This is a genomic window from Legionella sp. MW5194 (genome assembly GCF_016864235.1).
Classification (GTDB): Bacteria; Pseudomonadota; Gammaproteobacteria; order Legionellales; family Legionellaceae; genus Legionella_C.
Genome location: NZ_CP045732.1, coordinates 960,616 through 983,061, shown reverse-complemented (window position 1 = coordinate 983,061; position 22,446 = coordinate 960,616). Strand labels below are relative to the sequence as shown.

Here is a 22,446-nt window from a genome sequence, read left to right as displayed (position 1 = left end):
GCGATTGCCAGACGCTGCCTTCGGGGCCGTTGCGGTGAGTCACCGCCTATTGCCTGTTAATGAGTCGACGGTTGATGGTCTTGTTTAAAGTGGAACATGTCCTGCCCTATTTTTTCAAGCTCTTCCTCGCTCAGCAAGGTTTTAACTTTGGGAAACAGAATCTGTTCTTCTTCCGTGGCATGGTGTTCCACGTCCTTTTTAAATTTTGAAAATTTTTCTTCCCAGGTTTGGGTAGTCGCTGTGTCATCCAATTGTTTAATGGCTCTTTCAGCGCCTTTTTCTTCACTGACCAGGTGCTTTACTGTGTCATCCAATCGGTCTTTGAAATGCGGATACCAAACGGCATGCTCCATTTGTTCATGTCGGATTAAATCCTCGGATAACACGGCAAACAGTTTGCGCCGGGTTTCCTCACGGTGCGAAGCATCATTGATGTTGGCCAGCATTTTTCGTACACGATTATGCTCTTTAATTAAAAAATCAATGGCGTTCATAATACTATCCTCTTTACTTTTGTTTGTTCCTTGTTCATTAGAAGTATTGTTTTATTTTCCAGGAACAGCGGATTTTTTAATTTAACCCATTGAAATGTAATTATTTTTCATAATCCCGACTGCCCATCCCAGGACGGCGAGTAATGACAGGTTGAGGATTTTTGGCCAAAACCTTTGCCAGCATTTGTTTTTTCTGAAAAAAATCCATGCTGTGTTTGGTGTGATCAACAGACGGTTTGTCATTGCCCGACGGTGAATCCGGGGCCGGCGTAATCGTCACCACATCATTGGCGCTGTACGATTTTGGCAACGGCGGCAAGGGTTTCCTTTTTTGCTCAAGGTTAGACAGTGAGGTCGTTTTGGCAACCGGCGTCAGCTTCTCTGGCGGGGGTGGCTCAGGCGTTTTTTCGATGCTGAGCATCCCCCCATGTTCCCGCGGAGGCATGCTGCTGTTTCCAGGCCGTTGCTTAGGGAACTGCGGGGGGGGCTTATTCGTAAGCGTGGCAAGCGACTGAAAGGAACGGGCTAATTGGTCAGCATTAACCGTGCAAGGCACGGTGTTGTCGTGATACTCCCGGATGAGTTGATACAGGGTACCCAATGACTCCTTAAAATAAGCTTCGGCCGGCTCATCCTTTTTTTTGATGTAGGCAAGGCAAACGTCAAGCGGCGTACTCTCCAGACAAGACTCCATTTCCTTACACAAAAGAGGGTAATCGGGATGTGCCGGGTCGATCTTGTTTTCCTGATAAGCCGCGACAATTTTGACCGCAGCGATGCTTCTGGCGACGCGGGAATCAGGAAAAAGGCGTTCTTCCTGGGTCTTATAGAATACCTCGAATTCCTTTTGGTATTCGGGAGGGTAATACTCTGCCACCGATTTTCTCGCTGAATTTAACAGATCATAAAAATTGACAAGATTGGCGCCATAGGATTGCAGATTATCGCGAAACTGAAGCGGATGCAGTTCAATACCGTGTGTGTCTTTCAAGTGCCTGGTCGCGCGAGTGAGCTTGACTTCCGAGGTTTCTGCAACACTCATGTTCAGGCATTTATCCATGCCTGACTCCGCATATTCAAGAAGCAGAAATTGAATCTGGGAGCGCTGGTTGTTCGTCTCGATTTCTTTTCTGCGCTCGGCAATGAAATCGTCGTATTTCTTACGATAATACTGCGTTTTTTCTTCCGCAGTTAAAAAGAGGCGTTCTGCTCTGGCGGCATTCGCATGATTAACGGCTTTGGTATTGATAAGTTCCCTTAATGTCTGGCGATGTTTTGCACTTAAAATCTCACCCAAATCCGGTAGCGTTTTTGCAGCCTGCTCAAACCGTGTGTCCGACATCGTAAAGAGACTGTGTACAAATGCAATGCGCGCCTCCGCCAATTTTTGGGTAATCTCGGTTACGGAATCATAAGCCAAAATGATGGCTTTCGCAGAAAGAAAATTGGAATACTCCTTTTCATTCTCCTCCTCGTCTTTAGTAATTGAACCTTTGCGTATGCCCTCTTTAATCCTGTTTAAAAACACAGCCTCACTCCCCCAACACTGGTTAAGACAAACGACTTAATTCAGATTTAGCGAGTGAAAAGTGTAATGGCTACAATGAGGTAGAAGCAAGAATTCAAGCAAGTAATTTAACAACAACCTTCAAAAATAAAAGGCGCCTTTAAAGGCGCCTTTTTAGTCAGTGAAATGCTATTTTTTGGGCAGATTGCTGTCGCGGCTTAAGTGAGACGGTATGTTCATGGAACCATACTTGTTGTGCTCTCCAGTAACCGTTTTATTATCGCGAACGGTAGCCGATGGGTTAATGATTGGCTTGCTCATGTCCTTGGACGAGGCCATTGACGAGCTAATCGGCTTGGAAGGCTGCATCCCGGGTCTTGTTGCCGTGCTGCCGGCGGTTGTTCCAGGCTTGCTGGCAATTCCATGTTTTACGCTGCCATTGCTGCCGTGCATCAGGCTGGATGAGGTACCCGGTCTGCTGCTTGCGACGGAAGAGGCGCTTTTTGCAGTCGCAGGTCTGGCTGTTGTTTTAGCGTGTGAGGCGGTGCTGCTCTTACCAGTGGCTGCTTTTTTGATTGATGTGGACGGCTTGGCAATGGTTCGTGCCGTGGTTGTTTTGGCTTTGGATGCCGTTACTTTTTTAGCCACAGTTGGCTTTCTGGAAGAAGCCGTTTTTTTGACTGAACTGCTTTTTGCAGTACCGTTTGTCGGTCTTGCTGACTTACTTGTGGCGCTTTTGGCTCTTGAAACTGTCTTTTTCACCGAACTTCGGCTTGTGCCTGAAGCTGATTTTTTAGCCGACGTGGATTTGCTCACCCCAGACGTTGTTCTGGATGCAGAAGTCGTTTTACCAGAAGCGGTTCTACTGGTGGACGACGTCGTTCTGCTGGCTGAAGTGGACGGGCTGGCTCGTCTGGAAGCAGTTGTCGTCGGTCTTGACGTGCCATTGCTTGTGCTCCTGATGCCTGAGCTTAACGTGCGGGCAATGGATTGGCCATTTTGCATTGCCTCGCTGGTTTTGGTTTTGATGTCATCAGACATTAAAAGCCAGTGTCTTTCAAAAATGGTGAAAGCCTGTTGCATAAAATCAAGTGCTTTGTGGCTGTTTTGAATGAACAGCTTGATGTTTCTGTCCCAGATTTCTTCCGGATTTTGCATCTTGGAGAATTCTTCGGGTTTGATGTAAGACAGGTTTTGCAATGTTCTTGCATGAAGCGCGGCTAACTCCTGTACTGGCTTCTGCAAATTATTCAACGTGGTTTTTAATTGTTCGAAATGTTCCGTATGCATGGCTTCCTCCTTTGTTGCAATGCACAATAAGATTAGTAATGATTGTCCAATTTGTCAAATTTCATCCCCAAGCCTTTGAATTTTTTGTTCAATCATCCCTGCTAATCTCTTCTATAATTGAGAATAAAGCATTTTGCTTTGGTTTGGCGACTGACTGCTACGATGAAGGACAGGAATTCGATGATTTCCATATCAGGCTATGCATTACAGGAAAAATTGCGGCATAACCACAGTATTGATACTTATCATGCCCTGCGCCTGAAAGACAAGTGCAAGGTCTTGTTAAAAATACCCAATAATTATTATGCCTCGACCGACAATTTAGCCATCCTGCAGCATGAATTCCATCTTTTAAACAGCATTGAGTCGCCAACGATCATCAAAGCCTATGATTTTCTGCAGCACACGCCAGCCCCTGTTCTGGTTTTAGAAGGAGTGAAAGGCCAGTTACTGCATGCCCACCTCATGACCAACCAGCTTAAAATCGAGGATTTTTTTAATCTTGCCATTCAATTGATTGATATCATCTGGGAGTTGCATCAGCGCAACATCATTCACAAGGAAATCAAGCCATCCAACATCATCATTGATCCTGAAAAATTAAAGCTTAAACTCGTCGACTTAAGCGCCTCTACCCGGCTTTCCGAAGAAAACTCAGGCTATTTGAATTTAAATGAGTTTGAAGACAGCCTCTCCTATATTTCGCCGGAGCAAACGGGTCGTATCAATCGTCCAGTCGATTACCGTACCGATTTTTACTCCTTAGGCGTCACCCTTTATCAGATGCTGACCAATCAGTTGCCTTTTCAGACCATGGATACCCTGGAACTGGTGCATTGCCACATTGCCAAAAAACCGCCTTCAGTAACGGAATTGCGTCCGAATATCCCACCCATGCTTGAAGCCATCATTAGTAAATTACTGGAAAAAATGCCGGAAGAGCGGTATTCAAGCATTGTCGGCCTGCGCGCAGACATGCAGGAATGCCGTAATCAGTGGCGCAACAAAGGCATTATCAGGGAGTTTACCTTAGGTACCAATGATATTCGCGATCATCTGAATATTTCCCGCAACCTGTACGGCCGCGAACCGCAGGTGCAACAATTGATCAATACGTTTAAACGCGTCAGCCTGGGCACCAAGGAAATGGTCTTGATTGCGGGTTATTCCGGTATCGGTAAAACCTCGCTGGTGAAAGAAATCCATAAACCCATTGTTCAGCACAAGGGGTATTATATTGATGGAAAATTTGACCAACTGCAGCGCAGCATGCCCTACAGCGCCATCGTCACCGCCTTTCAAGGCCTGGTAAAACAGGTGCTTTCTGAAAGCGAAGACCGCCTGGAAATGCTTCGTAACCAGTTAATTGCCGCACTCGGCAATGTCGGCCAGGTGGTGGTTGATGTCATTCCAGACGTTGAATTGATCATCGGGCAGCAACCACTGGTCCCCCAATTAAATCCATCGGATACCCAGATTCGTTTTAACCTGGTTTTCCAAAATTTTGTCCGTGTTTTCGCCCAGCCCTCGCACCCCCTGGTTCTTTTTCTGGATGATTTGCAGTGGGCGGATAATTCCTCCCTTAATTTCATTGAGAATTTGCTGCAGGATCATGACACCAACCACTTACTCATCATTGGCGCTTACCGCGATAATGAAGTGGATGAACGGCACCCGCTGCAACTCACCGTCAATAACCTGCATAAACACAAGGTGTCGCTAACCACATTAAAATTACAACCCCTGCTGTTTCAGGACATCCAGGAACTCCTGCAGGACACACTATCGGCCTCGAGTGATAAAGTTCAAACCCTGGCGCAATGCATTTACGATAAAACACAGGGCAATCCCTTTTTTATTAATCAATTCCTAAAGATCATTTATCAGGAGAAATTACTCACCTTTTCCTATGATAAGGGGCTGTGGGAATGGGATTTAACCCGAATTCAGCGAACCAGCGCCACGGATAACGTCATTTCGCTCCTGACCTCGAAAATTCACCTGCTGTCAAAGCCAACTCAGGAAATTTTAAAACTGGCAGCCTGTTTCGGCCATCAGTTTGATTTCAGAACCTTACAGATTATTAATGAGCAAAGCACCAGTCAAATCGCTGAAAACCTGTGGCAGGCCATCAAAACCAACCTGATTTATCCGCTTGAAGAAAGCTATAAAACCATGGGCCTTGTTGGACTTCGCGACAACCTGTCCAGAATCAATATTACCACGCTGAATTACCGCTTTGCCCATGACCGGATTCAGCAGGCGGCGTATGAATTAATCGATGAAGCGGAAAGACCGGTGCTTCATTTAAAAATCGGCCGGTTGTTATTAAAAGACAAGGCGCTGACGGAGGATGACGAGCGATTGTTTGATGTCATGGAGCATTTCAATCAAAGTCTGCCATTGATTGATAATCCAGAGGAGCGCCTGCAATTGGCCCGTTACAATTTCTGGGCCGGGCAAAAAGCGAAACTGGCTTCCGCCTATTTTGCCGCCAACGACTACCTCTCCGCTGCCGTGGCGCTCTTGCAGCCGGTCAACTGGACAAAACACTACGACCTTGCCTTTCCAATTTACCGCGAACAGGCAGTGTGTAAATACCTCATCAGCGATTTTAATGCAGCCAACGCTTTTTTCTCTGAGCTTTTGGATAATGCCAGGGATGAACTGGATCGGCTGGGTATTTATCGTTTGAAAATTGAAATGCTCTCCACCCTTGGCCAGCATACAGAAGCACTGGAAATTGGTTTGAATGCGCTTCGTAAATTTGATATCAGGATTCCCAAAAACCCCAAACTCATCCACCTGCTCACGGACATCTATAAAATCAAATTCAAGCTGAGAAAAACCCGCATTGAAAACATCGATCTGCCATTGATGGAAGATGCCAAGCAGCAGGCCATTGTCAATCTGATTACTCAGCTTTTAAACAGTGCCTTCATCACCAACCAGTCGCTTTTTGTTATCCTCACCTGCAAAAACATCAGCCTCAGTTTAAAGTATGGATACACTGAAAGCACCTCCATGTCACTCCCGGTGTTTGCCTTCATTATCCTGCACTCCCTGAACTGGTATGATGACGCCATTGCCTTTGTCAAACTTTACAATCGACTGAAACAAAAATACGGTGCGTCCAATTTTGAAGGCAAAAATCAGTTCGTTATCGGCGCGTTCATTGAGCCTTATCAGAATCCGCTCAGTCTTTGCAATAACACCGTGATTAATGCCTTCAGGCTTTGCTGTGAAGTCGGTGATTTAGTGTACAGCAATTACAGCAATCTGTTGCTGGTCGTCCATTCGCAAACCGCCGGCAAAAAACTCGACGAAATGAAAAAAAACATCCAATCGGCCCTGGCATTTATGTCCCGGGTTACTATTTCTGACTTTTTTAACTTCATCACCTTCTGGGAGTATGCTGCGCAATGCCTTGAAAACATTTCTCTGGTTTCTGACCATAAATTCAATGCCTTCGAGCAGAACATCATTCAGGGCAAAAACAAGACTGAGCTCAGCTTTTTTTATAGCTCCCTGACCTTTCTGTATTTTATGCTCGGGCGTTACGAAGACGCCATTGAAGCCGGTGAAAATCACCTTCGGTACGCGGAGTACAATACCGGCATGCTAAGTCATCTCGACGGCAAATTGTTTTTAGCACTGGCCATGTTTTATCATCTTCCGGAAATATCGCATGTGCAACGTCACAATTATTTAAAAAAATTACGCAGCCTCACCCGCTTCATCGAAAAATACGCGACCTGGTGTCCTGATAATTTCAAAGCCTACGCTTTACTGCTTCGCAGTGAATTTGCCCGGCTGGAACAGGGGTATGAACCGGTCATCGCCCTGTATGAGCAAACCATAGAAACCGCCACCCAAAATGGTTTAAACCTGATTGCGGCGATTGCTTCGGAGCGCGCTGGGTTTCACTGCATGACCGCCAAAGTCAGCCGCATTGCCAACATCTACCTGCACAATGCCTACCGTCAGTTTAAAGACTGGGGTGCAATTTCACGTGTCAAATTGCTGGAAGAAAATTACCCGATGTTGACGTTTGATTACTCTCTGCCTAATTTCAACATCACCTCTGCCGCCGCGTCAGCAACCAAGGTGAATACCCAAAGCATCGACATGCTGGCCATCTTGAAATTTACCCAGTTGATTTCCAGCGAAATCCGCCTGGACAAATTATTGCAGAAGTTTTTAGTCATCGTGTCTGAAAATGCCGGGGCACAACGCAGCCTGATCCTGACGCAGGTGCAGGATCAATGGGTCGTGGAAGCCGAAGGCAATCTTGAGCAACAACTCATTTATCTCAATCAGAAAAAAGAAGAAGGCGTGCTGCCGAAATACCCGGTTTCCATTTTAAACTATGTTCAGCACACGCAAAAACCCATCATCCTCAACGACGCCATCCAATCGGAACTGACGTTTCAGGATCCTTATGTGCAGCGCGAAAATCCACGATCACTGCTGATGATGCCGTTGTTCTATAAAGGCCAGCTTTCACGCATGCTCTACCTTGAAAATAACAGCAGCAGCCATACCTTCACCCCCAATCATCTGGACAGTTTGAACCTGCTGGCGTCCCAGGCCATGACCTCACTTGAAAATGCCAAATTATATTATCAGGCGACCCACGACCCGTTAACGGGACTTGCCAACCGCAACATGTTGTATGAAATGTTCCAGCACATGACCAAACAGGCCTCGCGTTCGCAGGGTAAAATCGCCCTGGTCTTTTTAGACATTGACTATTTTAAGGTCATTAATGATACGCTGGGGCATGACAATGGCGACAAGCTTCTGATTCATGTGGCCAATACTCTGACGGCAAGCCTTCGGGAAGGCGACATTGCCGCAAGGCTCGGCGGCGATGAATTCACCCTGATTTTAGCCAATGTTTCAATTGATCAGGTCACGGCCATCGTCGAACGGTTATTCAAGGAAATGTCGAAACCCATCCCCATCGATGATCATTTGATTCAAATTACCTCCAGCATGGGCATCAGTATTTATCCTAAAGACGGCCATGACATCGAAACCCTGCTTAAACAGGCCGATACCGCGCTTTACCAGGCCAAGGAAAAAGGCAGGAATCAATACCATTATTATTCCACCGCCCTTTATGAGGAGTACCAGCAGATTCACGGTTTGGGCAAGGAATTGCAACGGGCCTATGACAAACAGGAATTTTTCATGGTCTATCAGCCCTTCTATGACGGGGTCACGGGTGAAATCATTGGTCTTGAATCCCTGTTGCGCTGGAATCACCCGGAAAAAGGGGTGCTGGCTGCCGGGGATTTCATTCATACACTTGAAAAAAGCCCATTGATTATTCCGGTCAGCGAATGGATTATCAAATCAGTCTGTCAGCAGGCGAAGATCTGGAAAGACAAGAAAATTCTGCCCGGTCCCATTGCCATCAATGTCTCGACGGTGCAATTCCTGCGTCATTCATTAAGCAATGTCATTAATGCCATTCTCGATGAAATAGAGCTGCCTCCCTCAAGCATCGAACTGGAAATCACCGAAACCTTTTTTATTGAATACAATGAACGGCTGTACAAGGAAATCGATGCGCTGAAGAAAGGCGGCATTAATCTGGTGATTGATGATTTCGGCACCGGCTATTCCAGCCTGTCCTATTTAAAACATTTGCCGGTGAATAAAATCAAGATCGACAAAGCCTTCATTGACAATTGCCAGCATGACTACCTCGATCAGACCATTATCAGCGCCATCATCACCATCGCCCATAAACTGAACATCAGTGTCATTGCCGAAGGCGTTGAGGTAGAGGAACAGCTAGACACCCTGAAGGTCCTGGGGATCGACGGTATCCAGGGGTATTATTACTCACGTCCGTTGACCAGGGACGATTGTGAAATTGAGCTGAAAAAATCCATCATCGAAAAATACCTGAAAGATTGATCAGGCCATGTCCCCTCGCAGGGAGGCCCAGGCCATGCCCAGCCATTCATGCAGGGCAATCGTCAAATAAACCATGTTCTGGGGATTGGGTATGTACCGTTTTTCCCAGCGTTCATCCTGCCAGTAAAGGGTTCTGTCCGCTGGGGCAGCGATTGGATTTAAGCCCTGGCGTCGACACAAGGCCATGGCTCTTGGCATGTGAATGGCAGAAGTCACCAGATAAAAAGGCTGGTTATGAACCCACCGTTTGATTGCCTTTGCCTGTTGTGCGGTATTTAACGAAATCGTCTCAAGCACTACGGGCTTCAGAGGCTTATTAAACCAGTCAGCCAATTGCGCCATGCGCTCAGACTCTGCCCTTTCGCTGCCGAATCCGCCGCCGGAAAGCAGCAGGGTCGCGTCTGGCAATTGGCGATAAAGGCGAAGCCCCTCCAGCAGGCGCTTGATGCTGGCATTGTAAAGCAGCAGATGCTCCGGTTGGCCTGCTTCCTCGGCCTGACCGCCACTCAAAACCACCACCCAACGCACGCGGGGATCCGCTTGCTTCACAACCGGGTATTGCTGTTCAAGGCAGGCAGTCAGTGTTTTGGGCAGCCAACCTGTACTGATGACCAGAAGCACCAGGTAAAGCAACGAAAAACCAATCCGGTTTATCGGGTCGCCCTGGCGCCAAAGCCTGATCAGCAACAGGGTATAGGCAATTAAAAAGAGACACAGGGGATTGAGCAGCGCTTCCAGCAGGTGGCGAAGTCCTGTCATCATTTCGCCTTCGCCATCATGAACAGCCCAAGCAGAGCAAAGAGTACGGTGGGGCCAATGGCTGCCAGCACAGGCGGCCATTGAAACACCTGGCTGACAGGGCCAAAAAAACGGTTAAGGATATGAAAGCCAAAACCCACCATGATGCCCAGCAGCAATTTCGACCCCATGGTGGACGAGCGCAACGGACCAAAAATAAACGGAATGGCAAGAACCATCATCACCACCGTGGTCAACGGTTGAATCAGACGCTGCCAATAAGCCAGTTGGTAATTGCTGGCCGTCTGATGACTTTGTTTTTGTTCACGCAGATACTGGCGCAGCTCATGCAATGTCATTTCATCCGGTTCGCTGCTGGTTAAATTCAATAACTTGGGCTTAACCGACACATCCCAAACCATCTCCCTGGCGGTGCTGGCCACTGTTTTTGTTCGGAATAGGTCGGTTTGGGCAATACCATACGCTTTCCACTGCCCATCCTGGTATTCAATGCGCTCCATGCGCCGGGCAAAGCGCAAATGATGCCGTTCGTCAAAGCGAAACTGAAAAACACTGTGCAGCGTATTCTTTTCAATGCTGCCAATGGTAATAAAGTCATTTTGATTACGCAGCCAGACTCCCTGCGCCGTCCGCAAAGCCTGCCCGCCGCTTAAGGCCTGAGTCCGCAAATCATTAGCAAAATAGGCGAGTTTAGGCACCACGGTTTCGCCAATCAGGGTCACAAGAACAATGATTACAAAGGCCACCTTCAAGACTGCCAGTGTGATTTGGCCGATGGACATCCCCGCCGCCCGCATGACAATGAGTTCGCGGTGATTGGCCATCATGCCAAGGCCAATCAGACAGCCCATGAGGCTGGCCATGGGGAAAAAAAGATACACCTGATAGGGCATCTGCAGAAACACAAAAATGGCCGCATTGACAAGGCCAAAATCGGCACGGCCAAGATCGTCCAGTTGGTTGACAAAAAGAATGAACACCTGAAGTCCCGCGAGCATCAGGGTGACCAAGCCGATGGAGGCAAGAACCGTTCTGGCAATGTAGCGTTCGATTAGAATCATGCCGGCTTCACCCGATTATAGGCGACCAGCAACAGGCCGATAAGGAGAACCAGGCCATGCAGCCACCACATACCTATCCATTGCGGTACCTTGCCTGCCGCCACCCAATCACGGGCAACAAACATGAAATTGGCATAGACAATATACAGTAAAATGGCCGGCAGCAGTTTGGCGTATTTTCCTGACCGGGGGTTAACCCGGCTTAGGGGCACAGCCACCAGTGTCAGGGTGAGAACCATAAGGGGCACCGAGAGCCGCCATTGCAATTCCGCGGCCTTGCGGTTATCGCTGTTAAGGTACGGCAGTAAATCGGCTGTTTTGGCGGTACGCAAATCGTCTTTGATTTCAATGGTTGGGTGGGGCAGACGGGCTTTGTACTGGTTAAATTCCGCCACCTGATAATTGCCCTGACCCGGTGCGCCCTCATATTCGGTGCCTTTAGCAAGAACAATGAAATCTTCAAGCGTCTCAGGATCCGTCTCTGCGAACGCATGCTCCGCCCATAGAATATCCCAGCGCGGTTGATTGTCTTTAATCACCTGCCTTGCCAGAAAAATATTTTTCGCCTCGGTGTGTTCGCGATTCATGGACTCCACGTAAAACACCTGCCGTCCATTGGAAATAGCGCGGAAGCGACCGGGCAGGATCGTCTGTATCAGGGTCTTTACGCCGGTGGCGCGTAGCAGGGAGGAACGCTCCTTGGCAATCACAGGACTGACCCAGATCATGATAAACGCCACCAGCAGAGCCACCGCCAGTGCCATGTAAACACTGTGCTTCAATAAACGATCAGGCCCATACCCGCAGGCCTGCAAAACCGTCATTTCGCTTTCGGCATACATCCTGCCGTAGGCAATCAGCAAAGCAACGAAAAAACCAAGAGGCAGCAGAAGGCCCATGAGGTTGGGCAATTCGAGCATCATCAGTTTCATGATAATCATGCCCGGGATTTGTCCATTGGCCGCACGATTTAAATAGCGCACAAACTGGTTGCTCATAAAGATAAGCATCAGAATAGTGGTCAGGGAAGCTAAAGTTACGAACACTTCTTTAGCCAGGTAACGGAAAATCAGCACAGTCTGGCTCTCGACAAAAAGCTTGGATTACCGGTATTCACACGGATCTCGCTGTTTATGATCACTCTAGCTTACCATGATCTGCGTTGATCGTCAGGTTTTCCTTAGTGGAAATTCGCATCAGGGAGATGGCATTACACGCCAAGCCTAGGTAAACTAGCACTCTTTGTCTTTCACAAGGAAGCACAATGAATTACGGATTAATCGACACCCCCTCGCTAAACGACGCCGAATGCCTGGTGCTCGGGCTCTTCAGTGACGGCGAGTGGGATGCTTTTGCTCAGGTGCTGGATGGCCAACTCCATGGCTTGATTTCACGACTTTTCACTCGATTAAAGGACAAAGGCGATTTCGCCTGGCAGACAGACATCAATCATCACAGTCTGCTGGTTTTGAATTGCGGCAAAAAAGCGGAATTTAATGGCGATGCCCTGCAAAAACGCCTGGGCGACATCATGGCCGCCCTACTAAAGCAGCGCGTGGCCTCAGCAACCCTTTGCCTGCCGCCCGTGGCTGATAAAACCCCCGATTGGCAGCTTCAGAACATGCTGCTGCAAGTCGATGCCCAGTGCTATCAATTGAATGAATTTAAAACCAAAGAGAAAAAACCACGCATTCTGGAGTCCGTTCATTTCAGTCTCCCTGGCGCCAGCCATCAAACCCTTAGACACAGTGAAGCCATTGCCAGCGGCGTGCAGCTGACGCGCACTTTAGCCGACTTGCCCGCCAATCGCTGTACCCCAGCCTACCTGGGCGAGCAGGCTTTGGCGCTGGCAAACGAACACACCAACATCAAAGCACGGGTCATGGGACCTGATGAGATTCGTCAAATCGGCATGGGGGCATTGCTGGCGGTCGCGCAGGGAAGCAATCAGGAACCCCGTTTTATTGAGTTGCAATACCAGGGTGGTGGCAATGCTCAACCGATTGTCCTGGTTGGCAAGGGCATCACGTTTGACTCCGGCGGTTTAACCATCAAACCCGGCGATGCCATGATGGAAATGAAATACGACATGTCAGGCGCTGCCAGCGTATTAGGCACCCTGAAAGCCTGCGCCCTGCTCAAGCTGCCGGTGAATGTCACAGGCCTCATTGCCAGCGCTGAAAACATGCCCAGCGGTACCTCGGTTAAGCCGGGTGACATCGTGACTACCTTGTCCGGGCAAACGGTTGAAATTCTGAACACAGACGCCGAGGGTCGGCTGGTTCTCGCCGATGCTTTAACTTACGCCGAGCGATTTAATCCTGCCATCGTAATAGACATTGCCACCTTAACCGGCGCCATTATTATTGCGCTGGGCTTTATTACCACGGGCTTTATGACCAAAGACGACGCGCTGGCCGCTGCTTTACTGGCAGCCGCTGACCAAAGCAATGAGAAAACCTGGCGTATGCCGCTTGATGACGCCTACCAGGAAGCGCTGGAGAGCCCTCTGGCGGACATGATTAACGGTGCGTTTGACCGCAGTGCCGGTGCCATTACTGCGGCTTGCTTTCTGTCCCGTTTTACTCAAAAATACCGCTGGGCGCATCTGGATATCGCAGGAACCGCCTGGGTTTCCGGCAAGAAGCGTCAGGCCACTGGCCGCCCCGTTCCCTTACTTGTTGAGTTTTTGCGCCATGTCAGTTCCACGCGTTGATTTTTACCTGTTAAATACCAGCGAGCCTCAGGCGAAATGGCTTTTCGCCTGCCGCCTGCTGGAAAAAGCATACCTGCGCGGTCATCAGGTGTTTGTTTATTGCCAGGATGAACAGGATGCTGAAAAACTCGATGAGTTGCTCTGGACCTTTAAAGAAGACAGCTTCATTCCCCATCATTTGCAAGGCGAAGGCCCGGAACCCCCGCCACCGGTACAAATTGGTTATGGTCAGGAACCGCGCGGCTTTCGCGAAATTCTACTTAATCTGGCCGATTCCATACCCTCATTTTACGGCCGCTTCAGACGGGTCATTGAAATTGTAACCGAAGAGGCGTCCGCGAAAGACATAAGCCGACTTCATTATCGCGAATACCGTGCCAAGGGATGCGAACTGCAAACGCATGCCATTGATATGGCTTGATTTTACCGCCGACAGCGATTGTAAATATTGCGTAGAGATTGGTTGCAGTTGTTTAATTCCACCGCAGACTTATTTATTTTATGCCTGTTTTTTCTAAAATACCCGCCTTCACAACCCAGTAGGAAAACAATGAAAACCAATCAACCGAATCAAGACGGCAAAAGCGAGCAGACCGTGGAACCCTTGAGCAAGCCTATGCCGAAGAGTTGGAGCCAGCTTCAGCTGTTACTCCATCAAATCATTACCGCGGAAAAAGCAGACTATGTCATCGACATCCTCGGGGTATTGGGGGCTCACCTTTTTCATTTGGCCGCCCTGTCAGAAAAAAAATTCATCGCCAGTAATATCAATCCCGGTTTTAGGGAACGAATTGCCGCAATAGAAAAAACAGACATCGACAGCCTCCTTAAAGCCGGCATCATGCCTCTGACCCCACTGGCAAACCCTGACAGCATGGAGTTACGCAAAGACATGCTTGTATTTGAAAAAGAGGTCCTTAAGAAGAAGACCATTCTATTTGAAAACGCGGAGGGTACAAAAGAGATCATTGATTCGTATGATCCAAAAAATTTTTATATTCTCCCGTTAACTCACCTTTCCACTGAAGCGGCTACAAAAATGCTTGCGCAATTTCAAAACAAAAAATGCCCTTACCTCGCTGTACACCAGGCCAAGTTAGATGATCCGATGCCCTTTGCCGTTCAGGGGGGTGCCTGTTTTGATTTCCTGGACTTCAGTAGTTCTACTCGATGGTTCCTTTACACCAAAAGCTCAGTAGCTAAAGACATTAAAGCGTTTTGCCTTAAGGCGTACGTCGACAATGAACAAGCGACAAGAGTCAGAATTGATTCCATTCAGTCCAGATTGAAAACAATGACAGACGCTAACCAAATACCGCGTCTCGAAAAGCAGTTACAAGAGGCAACGGAGGTGTTGAATTTTATTAAACGATCGTATGAAAACTCACCACTTAATGAAAAACAGTCGTCCAGCAAGACGCAGCCTGTTTCCGAAGTAAAAACGAAAGCACACCCCAAACGCAAAATCATGGGTCTGGAGCCTGCGCCTGATAAGACGAAAGCGTCTCAAAAACCGGGTAGTAATCCGCCACTACCCTCACAAAAATCTGTCCCGGTTTTTTTTAGCAGGAAAGTCTTCTCGGCCGCTGAGATTAAAAATCAGACCATCCAGGCAGACATGATGGCGTTAAGCACTCAATTCCAACGTGTTGCTACCCAGTTGGCTAACGCAGACTTTACAAAACCGGGAGAAGTCGCTCGGATAATGGGTACGTTGGAAGGATTAAAAGTCAAGACGGCCGATAAGGTTGAGCAAGCAAAAAAAGTGATAAGCGCATTAACGACTGACTCGGTTTCCCAGGACACCGAAGCAACAAACCCCAAACGGCTTAAACCAAACTACGCTGCGGATGAACCGGCCACTGTTCAAACCACAGAAACGACAACTAAACCCGAAAAACTGAGCATTTCCTTCCTGATGAACTAGAGCCACATCACCCAGGCCGCAATTTTGATTGCGGCCTGGTGGCTTTATCCGTATTTTTCCTTCAGGTAGCGAGCGATCGTGCGCATCCCCATGGCTTCACCGCCTTCCGGCTTTCCGGGTTTGCTCGCTAAATTCCAGGCCATGATGTCAAAGTGAATCCATTGTGTCGGGGAATGGATAAAGCGCTTTAAAAACAACGCCGCCGTAATCGCTCCGGCATAGGGCGATGGACTGGCATTGACGATGTCAGCCACCGAGGAATCCAGCATGTTGTCATAGCCTGAAAACAAGGGAAGACGCCAGACGGGGTCGTGAATGTCCTCACCCAGACGAGTTAACGTCATGGCCAGTTCATCATTCCCCGTAAACAAAGCGGCTATTTCTGTTCCCACCGCCACCCGGGCAGCTCCTGTCAAGGTTGAAAAATCAATCAGTAATTCCGGCTCTTCCTCGCAGGCTTTGACCATGGCATCGGCCAGAATCAGACGGCCTTCCGCGTCGGTGTTATCCACCTCCACCGTCAGGCCGTTACGCATGGTCAGCACATCACCCGGGCGAAAGGCGCGTGAACCCACCGCATTTTCAACAGCGGGGATTAACACTTGCAGGCGCACAGGCAATTGATTGGCCATAATCCATTGCGCAAGCCCTAAGGCATTGGCAGCGCCCCCCATGTCTTTTTTCATTAAACGCATGTTCAAGGCCGGTTTAATATCAAGACCGCCGCTGTCAAAGCAGACGCCTTTGCCCACCAGAGCAATTTTTGGATGCTCGGCTTTACCCCAGGTTAACTGAATTAAACGGGGTTCAAATTCCGAGGCACGACCGACCACATGAATGGCAGGAAAATTGGCCGCGAGCAATTCATCCCCCACCCACTGGCAGAAATCGGCCTGGTACTGCCTGGCCAATTCGGCCGCCGCTTCGGCTAATTGCGGAGGGCCTAAATCATTGCTCGGGGTATTGATCAAATCACGCACTAAAAAAACCGCTTCCACGTCGGTTTTAAGCGTCTTCATGGCTTCGTTGCGTACGACCAGGCGACGCGGCGGCCGCTCCTGCTTTTTGTAACGATCAAATCGGTATTGTGCCAAAGCCCAATTCACCTGCGCAAAAATCGACAATGGACTGGTCGTTTGATAGTGGCCTTCCGGCAGCAGGGTTGCGGCATAGGCCATAGCCTGAGCATCCCCCCCTTCCCCTTGCCCTAAAAACGCTTTGGCAAGCTGACCGGATGGCGCGTAAATCAGGCACAACTGCCCGAGCCTCGCTTTAAATGCCTGAGAGTGCAATTGACAGCGCTCGTTGTCGCTCAATTCGATTTTGCCGTCATGCCATTGGGATGGATTAATGAGCACCAGGGGAACAGCCCCTTCGCTCTGAGTCTGATAAAATGCGTCAGCGTGCATAATCACTCCTTCATAGAACCACGAAATTGCGCCGGCCTTACTCCTGCAAGATACAGACACACCATGTAAATGAATAATACCGCAAAAACATGGGTGAATAAGGTACCCAGCCTCAATAACGGCGGTTTTGCCAGCCATTGGCTGACATCACCCGCCATAAACCATAAATAGACAGCAATGACACCATTGGCAAAAAGCAATTGGGCTATAAATTTCGGCCACCCCTTGACCGGCGTAAAGATTTGCCGGCGTCTTAACAGAATCAACAATAAACCGCAGTTTAAATAACCCGCCAGCGTCGAGGCCAAGGCTAAGCCGGCATGGGCCAGAGGCCAAATCAGCACCGCACACAACAGGCTGTTCACCACCATGGCGATGGCACCGATTTTAACCGGGGTTTTGATATTTTGGCGGGCATAAAACCCGGAGGCCAAGACTTTAATCATCATAAAGGCAGGCACGCCGGAACCCAGAGCAATCAAACTTTTTTGTGTCTGCAGCACGTCAACTGCCGAAAATTTGCCATACGCAAAGCAACAGGCAATCATTGGCATGGAAAACAGCGCGAGCCCGATGCCTGACGGCAACCCAATCAGTAAAATGCTGCGCAGCCCCCAATCCAGGGCACGCGAGTATTTTTCAAGGCTCTGTTCGGCATGCTTTCGCGACAAATGCGGCAAGATAACTGTCGCGATGGCAACGCCAAAGACCCCCAAAGGAAAATCAGTGAGCCTGTCCGTGTAGTACAACCAGGACACACTGCCGACCTGAAGAAAGGAGGCAAAAATGGAATCAATCATTAAATTAAGCTGGGCAATGGACACCCCAAACAAGGCAGGAACCATTAACCTCAAAACCCGCCTGACCCCTTCATCACCAAAGAACAGGCGTGGTTTAACCAACAACTGGCGTTGGTAAAGAAACGGAATTTGAAACAGGAATTGCGCAACACCGGCCAATAAAACACCCCAGGCCAGGGCGACAACGGGCGGATCGGTGTACGGGGTTAAATAGACAGCCGCCAGAATCATGAACACATTCAGCAGCACCGGTGTAAACGCCGGCACGCCAAAATAACCGTAGGTGTTCAATACCGCACCGGCCATGGCTGTCAATGAAATCAGCATTAAATAGGGAAACGTCAGACGCAGCATTTCGGTGGCAAGCAGCGTTCGGGTACTGCCTTCGCCAAATCCTGGTGCGAAAATGAAAATAATGACGGGGGCCGCGATGACGCCGATGGCGGTGATTAACGAGAGCACAAGGCTCAGATGCCCGGTGATGCGGGCAATAAACAGCCGCACATCATGAACAGGCCGGGTCTGCTGGTATTCTGCCAGTACTGGCACAAACGCCTGAGCGAAAGCGCCTTCGGCAAAGAGACGGCGCATGAAATTAGGAATACGAAAAGCCACGTAAAACGCATCCATTCCTGCCTGTGCTCCAAAAAAATAGGCAAGCAGCATGTCGCGGGCAAATCCCATCAGACGCGACATCAGCGTCATTAAGGAAACAAGCGATGTGGAGCGCAATAAACTTTGTCGTTTGGGAATCATGGTTTCTGTCGCTGACATAGTGTAAAATGGGTTTTTGACCTGCGACTATGATATACCCGATAAGGGGGAATTGCTTTCTTTTACGCAAGATTTTCTCATTTCCCCCCGTATCCAACCGTCTGTACAAGCTGTCAGGTCATTGACTCGGTTTTTTTGTTTTGCTAACAGGCTGAAAAACCATGGTTTTTGTTTGCTAATCTGCCAGAATATATTGACAAATTCTAAGGCATTGTGCATGATTAGCTTCTTTTGTGACATCTAAAAATGAGTGGAGATTTGTAAGTGGCAAATATTAAATCAGCGATCAAACGTGCTCGCCAAAACGAAAAGTTACGCAAGCATAACGCCAGCGCGCGTTCCATGTACCGTACTTTCATCAAAAATGTTCTGAAAGCTGTGGAAGCGGGTGATAAAGAAGCTGCACGTGCTGCTTACGCAAAAGCCCAGCCTATCATTGATAAGGCCGCCAGCAAAGGCTTAATCCATAAAAACAAAGCATCCCGAATTAAAAGCCGCCTCAGCGCACGCGTCAAAGCCCTGGCTGCTTAATCCCGGTGTTTCCGTCGCTCTAAGTCCGTAAACATCCGAACCGGCTTCTCCGGTTCGGACCCTAAAGTCAAAAACGCCATTCTGCGACCTTAAATGACGTCTCTGGATTTTATTATTCTTAATTAGGTTTGAGAGCCGCCCTTTCACCAACTCGTATTCCAGTTAACTTGCTTTCGCGCTTTGCGCCAGGTTCGCATCAGGAACATCAATCAATAACAATACTGTTGTAGCGTACACCCACCATAATTCGTGCAAACCTGATAGGTTTTACAGGTGCGTATAATGCCTGGGTTGTACCAGTAATTGTTATAATAATTTCCTTGTTTATAACGCCAGTGATTGTTGTACTGTTTCTGGTGGTATTTTTTATAGTAATGATAATTAGGCCCACGGTAGATATTACCGCGATAATAGGGATTGTATTGGTTATTATGATTGTAATAACCAAAATTTCCCCGGTTATACCCCTGATTTTGCCAGGCGGAACTGGCGGTACTGACCATCAGCCCTGCCAGCAGAAACAGTGCCTGCCAGGCGATGTGTTTAATCCATGTGTTCATAATGCTACCTCATGGGCTTAAGTCGCAGGTTACTCCACCCTGTCGGATTGGCGGCAGCACACCCCTGCGAAGGCATTGTAAAGCAACGCAATAATGACACCGCCGATAAAGAGATCAACAAATCCAATCACGGCCCCAATCAGGCTGCCGAGTACGGTGGGTTCAAAACCGGGATAAAGAAGCCCCATCGACGCAACAAAGGGTTTGCCATAGGCATAATAAGTAGCAATTAATCCCATAATCAGAATGGAAATTCCCCAAAAGATGCCAAGCGCCAAACCCAGAGCGACTGGACTCAACCGTGCATTGTTCATCCTCATCTCCCCTTAATACTCTCTCTATTAAGTATAGTTGATGCACTGCCTGAGGATTACAGTGGATGGTGGTGCTGCCGTTCATGCTCAAGCAGCCATTTTTTCTTGGCGATGCCTCCACCATAACCCCCCAGTTCGCCATTGCTGTTAATGATGCGGTGGCAGGGGATAACGATGGCGAGTTGATTCGCCCCGTTAGCATTGGCGACGGCGCGACAAGCGAAGGGTTTGCCCAGGGCTTGAGCCACCTCGGTGTAGGAGCGGGTCTGGCCGGAGGGTATCTGGCGCAAGGTATCCCAGACCTGCCGTTGAAAAGGGGTGCCCATGAGGCACAAAGGCGTGGTGAATGCGGTCAGTGTCCCGGTAAAGTAAGCCTGCAACTCCCGTTCAATCCTGTCGATCGGCGGTGCACTACCAGGTACAATCGCTGCCCTCGCTTTCTGACGCAGGCGTTCAATTTCGCGTTCAAGACCTCGGCGTTCGATAAATTCAAGCAGATACAGCTGGGTATCACTGGCAACCGCCATCATCGGGCCTAAGGGGGTATCCAGCAGCGCGGTTTTTAACAGGACAAAAGGCCCTTTTTTAGATGGCGCTTCTACCATGATTCGTGCAAACGCATCGCGAAATCCGCTGCCGGATTCATAGCCTGTGGCAAGTTGCGCTTCGATAACAGACTCTCCTTCCCTGATTTTTTTAACCGCAATTCCCATGCGTCGTGCGCGTGCATACTCCACAAACGTCATGCCAAAACGCTTTTTAAACTGACGCCTTGCTTTGACCGCGTCAGTGGACAGGGCTTGAAAATCACCATTCTGCCAACGCTTTTCAGGGTTGGCCTCGACTGCCGCCACCAGGTGTTGCACCACCTCGGAAACCTGATTGGGGTGCGACAAGGGACGGCAACGTTTGCAGGGTCGGTAAGAAGCCAACAGGGCCTGCTGTGCGGTCATAAAAAACTCACAATGCGCGTATTTTGGTTTTCTTGCAGGGCAGGTAGGACGGCAAAAAATGCCGGTGGTGGTTACGCCCACATAAAAGACGCCTTCATATTGCGGGTTATGGTCCAACAAAGCCTGGTAATAGTGTTTTTTGATGGTTTCAGTCAACATGGCGGCCTCAAAGCAATCTTCAACTTATTCACTAACAGTGTAGTGAATAATGAAAAGGACGCCGCCGAAAAGTGAACATTGAATTTTTACAGGCTATGCTTAAGGTCGTGTCAGGACGGCACAAACTGGTTCTCTGAATTCTCCTGATTCAAACTGGCATCCACACAGTGTGTGTCCGATAGGAGCATTCGCCGATCTATCCACCCATTGCCGCGCATCGCACGCCAAAAACCAAACATGGGATTGGCATATAGCGAAATAGCAAGCGCAGGGTCGGTCGGCGTTCGCCAATGGGCCAATTGATCCTGAAGTCTCATACGGCTTGCCATGCCATCCACTTTCAGTTCAGCCGACGACAAGGACCCGTTTATTTTTTCTTGGTAGTGCTCAATTTTGGATTGCAATTGATGGCAGTCATCCGCTCTTCCCTGTTTTGCCGATTCAATCAGTTCATTGAACCCATTGTCCAGGATTTTAAGACTGTCGATGGACGGATGACGGTAGCTGGAATGGCCAAACAGGGCTTTGCCTGTCGTAATCAGCACCGTTTGCCAGGGGTCATACATCACGTATTTGAAAATGCTGGTATTGGGGTAACGGTGATAGAGGGTTTGCAGTTCATTTTTCAGCAGAGCCAGAATATCAATAAAATCCCTCTGACAATCCTGATGATGCTTTTCATACAAATGCAGAGCAAGAGCCGCCTCATCGTCAGCCACCGCAAAATCAGCCCGTGCTTTGGAAAGGCGTTGTTGGTAATCGGCAATAATATCCACATTCTCAGGCGCTTTATTAAGCTCCAGATCCATGTTTCCAGCCAACAGGGCAAAGTAACTTAAATCCTCTAAATTGATTAATTGCGGAACAGTTATGAGAATTTCTTCCGCACGGAGCAAGCGTTCATACAGATTAATAAGATGGCAATATTGTTCATAGAACAGGTCCCCATTCACGGCCCCATACTGACGCCTTACTACCGGAGGTCGAACCTCGGTGGCTTCCTTCTCGCCATAAACCTGATGGGTCTCAGAATCGTTTGCCACCAGCGGCAGACCATTGTGGCGCGTGGCATTCAGTAAGGATTCTCGGGTGCGGCATTTAAAACAATCCTGCCATTTTGCTTTTTCTTCAAGCGGTATCGATTGCTGCATCAACCAATCAGACGCGGCTTTTCTGAAAGCCTGTTGAGCGGTTTGAATTTGTTCCTTTATTTGCAATAGTGATAAAACCATAATAATACTGCGCGTCCTTTTATTAAAGT

General features: G+C 48.6%; 18 protein-coding genes. 7 read left to right on the top strand and 11 right to left on the bottom strand.

The window, feature by feature from the left end:
* Window positions 1-56: 56 nt before the first annotated feature.
* The gene (locus tag GH742_RS04645; protein ID WP_203456308.1) at window positions 57-494 is read right to left on the bottom strand and encodes a hemerythrin domain-containing protein; all 438 of its coding nucleotides are present in this window, start codon (window positions 492-494) and stop codon (window positions 57-59) included.
* Window positions 495-594: 100 nt separating this feature from the next.
* The gene (locus GH742_RS04640) at window positions 595-2,022 is read right to left on the bottom strand and encodes a hypothetical protein (protein ID WP_203456307.1); all 1,428 of its coding nucleotides are present in this window, start codon (window positions 2,020-2,022) and stop codon (window positions 595-597) included.
* Between the two features lie 211 nt (window positions 2,023-2,233).
* Here GH742_RS04640 and GH742_RS04635 point away from each other — a divergent pair, with 211 nt between their 5' ends.
* From GH742_RS04635 to GH742_RS04625, 3 genes are all read left to right on the top strand, one after another.
* Window positions 2,234-3,112 (top strand): hypothetical protein, encoded by an 879-nt coding sequence (locus GH742_RS04635; protein WP_203456306.1) that lies wholly within the window; start codon window positions 2,234-2,236, stop codon window positions 3,110-3,112.
* An 88-nt stretch (window positions 3,113-3,200) separates the two neighbouring features.
* Entirely contained in the window at window positions 3,201-3,518 is a 318-nt protein-coding gene (locus GH742_RS04630; RefSeq protein ID WP_203456305.1) for a hypothetical protein, read from the top strand.
* On the top strand, window positions 3,472-9,222 hold the full coding sequence (locus GH742_RS04625) for an EAL domain-containing protein (RefSeq protein WP_203456304.1): 5,751 nt from the start codon (window positions 3,472-3,474) through the stop codon (window positions 9,220-9,222). The genes GH742_RS04630 and GH742_RS04625 overlap by 47 nt, the downstream gene beginning before the upstream one ends.
* Here GH742_RS04625 and GH742_RS04620 read toward each other — a convergent pair whose 3' ends face one another.
* The 3 genes from GH742_RS04620 to lptF are packed head-to-tail and all read right to left on the bottom strand — an operon-like array spanning window position 9,223 to window position 12,118.
* Window positions 9,223-9,984: a YdcF family protein gene (locus GH742_RS04620; RefSeq protein ID WP_239005280.1), complete on the bottom strand. Its 762-nt coding sequence runs from the start codon at window positions 9,982-9,984 to the stop codon at window positions 9,223-9,225.
* Window positions 9,981-11,042, bottom strand: a complete 1,062-nt coding sequence (gene lptG, locus GH742_RS04615) for an LPS export ABC transporter permease LptG (RefSeq protein ID WP_203456303.1) — start codon at window positions 11,040-11,042, stop codon at window positions 9,981-9,983. The genes GH742_RS04620 and lptG overlap by 4 nt, the downstream gene beginning before the upstream one ends.
* Window positions 11,039-12,118: an LPS export ABC transporter permease LptF gene (gene lptF / locus GH742_RS04610; protein WP_203456302.1), complete on the bottom strand. Its 1,080-nt coding sequence runs from the start codon at window positions 12,116-12,118 to the stop codon at window positions 11,039-11,041. The genes lptG and lptF overlap by 4 nt, the downstream gene beginning before the upstream one ends.
* Window positions 12,119-12,306: 188 nt before the next feature.
* Here lptF and GH742_RS04605 point away from each other — a divergent pair, with 188 nt between their 5' ends.
* The 3 genes from GH742_RS04605 to GH742_RS04595 all read left to right on the top strand — a co-directional run bounded on the left by GH742_RS04605 (window position 12,307) and on the right by GH742_RS04595 (window position 15,685).
* On the top strand, window positions 12,307-13,758 hold the full coding sequence (locus GH742_RS04605; protein ID WP_203456301.1) for a leucyl aminopeptidase: 1,452 nt from the start codon (window positions 12,307-12,309) through the stop codon (window positions 13,756-13,758).
* On the top strand, window positions 13,739-14,179 hold the full coding sequence (locus GH742_RS04600; protein WP_203456300.1) for a DNA polymerase III subunit chi: 441 nt from the start codon (window positions 13,739-13,741) through the stop codon (window positions 14,177-14,179). Before GH742_RS04605 ends, GH742_RS04600 begins: the two co-directional genes overlap by 20 nt.
* A gap of 129 nt (window positions 14,180-14,308) precedes the next feature.
* On the top strand, window positions 14,309-15,685 hold the full coding sequence (locus GH742_RS04595) for a hypothetical protein (RefSeq protein ID WP_203456299.1): 1,377 nt from the start codon (window positions 14,309-14,311) through the stop codon (window positions 15,683-15,685).
* 44 nt (window positions 15,686-15,729) lie between these two features.
* Here the strand turns inward: GH742_RS04595 and GH742_RS04590 are convergent, their stop codons facing one another.
* Both GH742_RS04590 and murJ read right to left on the bottom strand, forming a co-directional pair.
* Entirely contained in the window at window positions 15,730-17,094 is a 1,365-nt protein-coding gene (locus GH742_RS04590) for a M17 family metallopeptidase (RefSeq protein ID WP_203456298.1), read from the bottom strand.
* 2 nt (window positions 17,095-17,096) lie between these two features.
* On the bottom strand, window positions 17,097-18,668 hold the full coding sequence (gene murJ, locus GH742_RS04585) for a murein biosynthesis integral membrane protein MurJ (RefSeq protein WP_203456297.1): 1,572 nt from the start codon (window positions 18,666-18,668) through the stop codon (window positions 17,097-17,099).
* 264 nt (window positions 18,669-18,932) lie between these two features.
* On the opposite strand from murJ, the gene rpsT reads away from it, so the two are divergent.
* On the top strand, window positions 18,933-19,199 hold the full coding sequence (gene rpsT, locus GH742_RS04580) for a 30S ribosomal protein S20 (protein ID WP_058532043.1): 267 nt from the start codon (window positions 18,933-18,935) through the stop codon (window positions 19,197-19,199).
* 209 nt (window positions 19,200-19,408) lie between these two features.
* Here rpsT and GH742_RS04575 read toward each other — a convergent pair whose 3' ends face one another.
* The 4 genes from GH742_RS04575 to GH742_RS04560 form a co-directional block, all read right to left on the bottom strand.
* Window positions 19,409-19,759, bottom strand: a complete 351-nt coding sequence (locus tag GH742_RS04575) for a hypothetical protein (protein WP_203456296.1) — start codon at window positions 19,757-19,759, stop codon at window positions 19,409-19,411.
* 29 nt (window positions 19,760-19,788) lie between these two features.
* Window positions 19,789-20,073: a bacteriophage holin gene (locus tag GH742_RS04570; RefSeq protein WP_203456295.1), complete on the bottom strand. Its 285-nt coding sequence runs from the start codon at window positions 20,071-20,073 to the stop codon at window positions 19,789-19,791.
* A 56-nt stretch (window positions 20,074-20,129) separates the two neighbouring features.
* Window positions 20,130-21,185 (bottom strand): bifunctional transcriptional activator/DNA repair enzyme AdaA, encoded by a 1,056-nt coding sequence (locus GH742_RS04565; RefSeq protein WP_203456294.1) that lies wholly within the window; start codon window positions 21,183-21,185, stop codon window positions 20,130-20,132.
* Window positions 21,186-21,295: 110 nt separating this feature from the next.
* On the bottom strand, window positions 21,296-22,417 hold the full coding sequence (locus tag GH742_RS04560) for a hypothetical protein (protein ID WP_203456293.1): 1,122 nt from the start codon (window positions 22,415-22,417) through the stop codon (window positions 21,296-21,298).
* Window positions 22,418-22,446 lie beyond the last annotated feature (29 nt).

Bases quoted from the DNA above. Each gene is read 5' to 3' on its own strand.
- GH742_RS04645 (WP_203456308.1), bottom strand. From the start codon at position 494: ATGAACGCCATTGATTTTTTAATTAAAGAGCATAATCGTGTACGAAAA.
- GH742_RS04635 (WP_203456306.1), top strand. From the start codon at position 2,234: ATGTTCATGGAACCATACTTGTTGTGCTCTCCAGTAACCGTTTTATTA.
- GH742_RS04630 (WP_203456305.1), top strand. From the start codon at position 3,201: ATGTTCTTGCATGAAGCGCGGCTAACTCCTGTACTGGCTTCTGCAAAT.
- GH742_RS04625 (WP_203456304.1), top strand. From the start codon at position 3,472: ATGATTTCCATATCAGGCTATGCATTACAGGAAAAATTGCGGCATAAC.
- GH742_RS04620 (WP_239005280.1), bottom strand. From the start codon at position 9,984: ATGATGACAGGACTTCGCCACCTGCTGGAAGCGCTGCTCAATCCCCTG.
- lptG (WP_203456303.1), bottom strand. From the start codon at position 11,042: ATGATTCTAATCGAACGCTACATTGCCAGAACGGTTCTTGCCTCCATC.
- GH742_RS04605 (WP_203456301.1), top strand. From the start codon at position 12,307: ATGAATTACGGATTAATCGACACCCCCTCGCTAAACGACGCCGAATGC.
- GH742_RS04600 (WP_203456300.1), top strand. From the start codon at position 13,739: ATGTCAGTTCCACGCGTTGATTTTTACCTGTTAAATACCAGCGAGCCT.
- GH742_RS04595 (WP_203456299.1), top strand. From the start codon at position 14,309: ATGAAAACCAATCAACCGAATCAAGACGGCAAAAGCGAGCAGACCGTG.
- GH742_RS04590 (WP_203456298.1), bottom strand. From the start codon at position 17,094: ATGCACGCTGACGCATTTTATCAGACTCAGAGCGAAGGGGCTGTTCCC.
- murJ (WP_203456297.1), bottom strand. From the start codon at position 18,668: ATGTCAGCGACAGAAACCATGATTCCCAAACGACAAAGTTTATTGCGC.
- GH742_RS04575 (WP_203456296.1), bottom strand. From the start codon at position 19,759: ATGAACACATGGATTAAACACATCGCCTGGCAGGCACTGTTTCTGCTG.
- GH742_RS04570 (WP_203456295.1), bottom strand. From the start codon at position 20,073: ATGAACAATGCACGGTTGAGTCCAGTCGCTCTGGGTTTGGCGCTTGGC.
- GH742_RS04565 (WP_203456294.1), bottom strand. From the start codon at position 21,185: ATGTTGACTGAAACCATCAAAAAACACTATTACCAGGCTTTGTTGGAC.
- GH742_RS04560 (WP_203456293.1), bottom strand. From the start codon at position 22,417: ATGGTTTTATCACTATTGCAAATAAAGGAACAAATTCAAACCGCTCAA.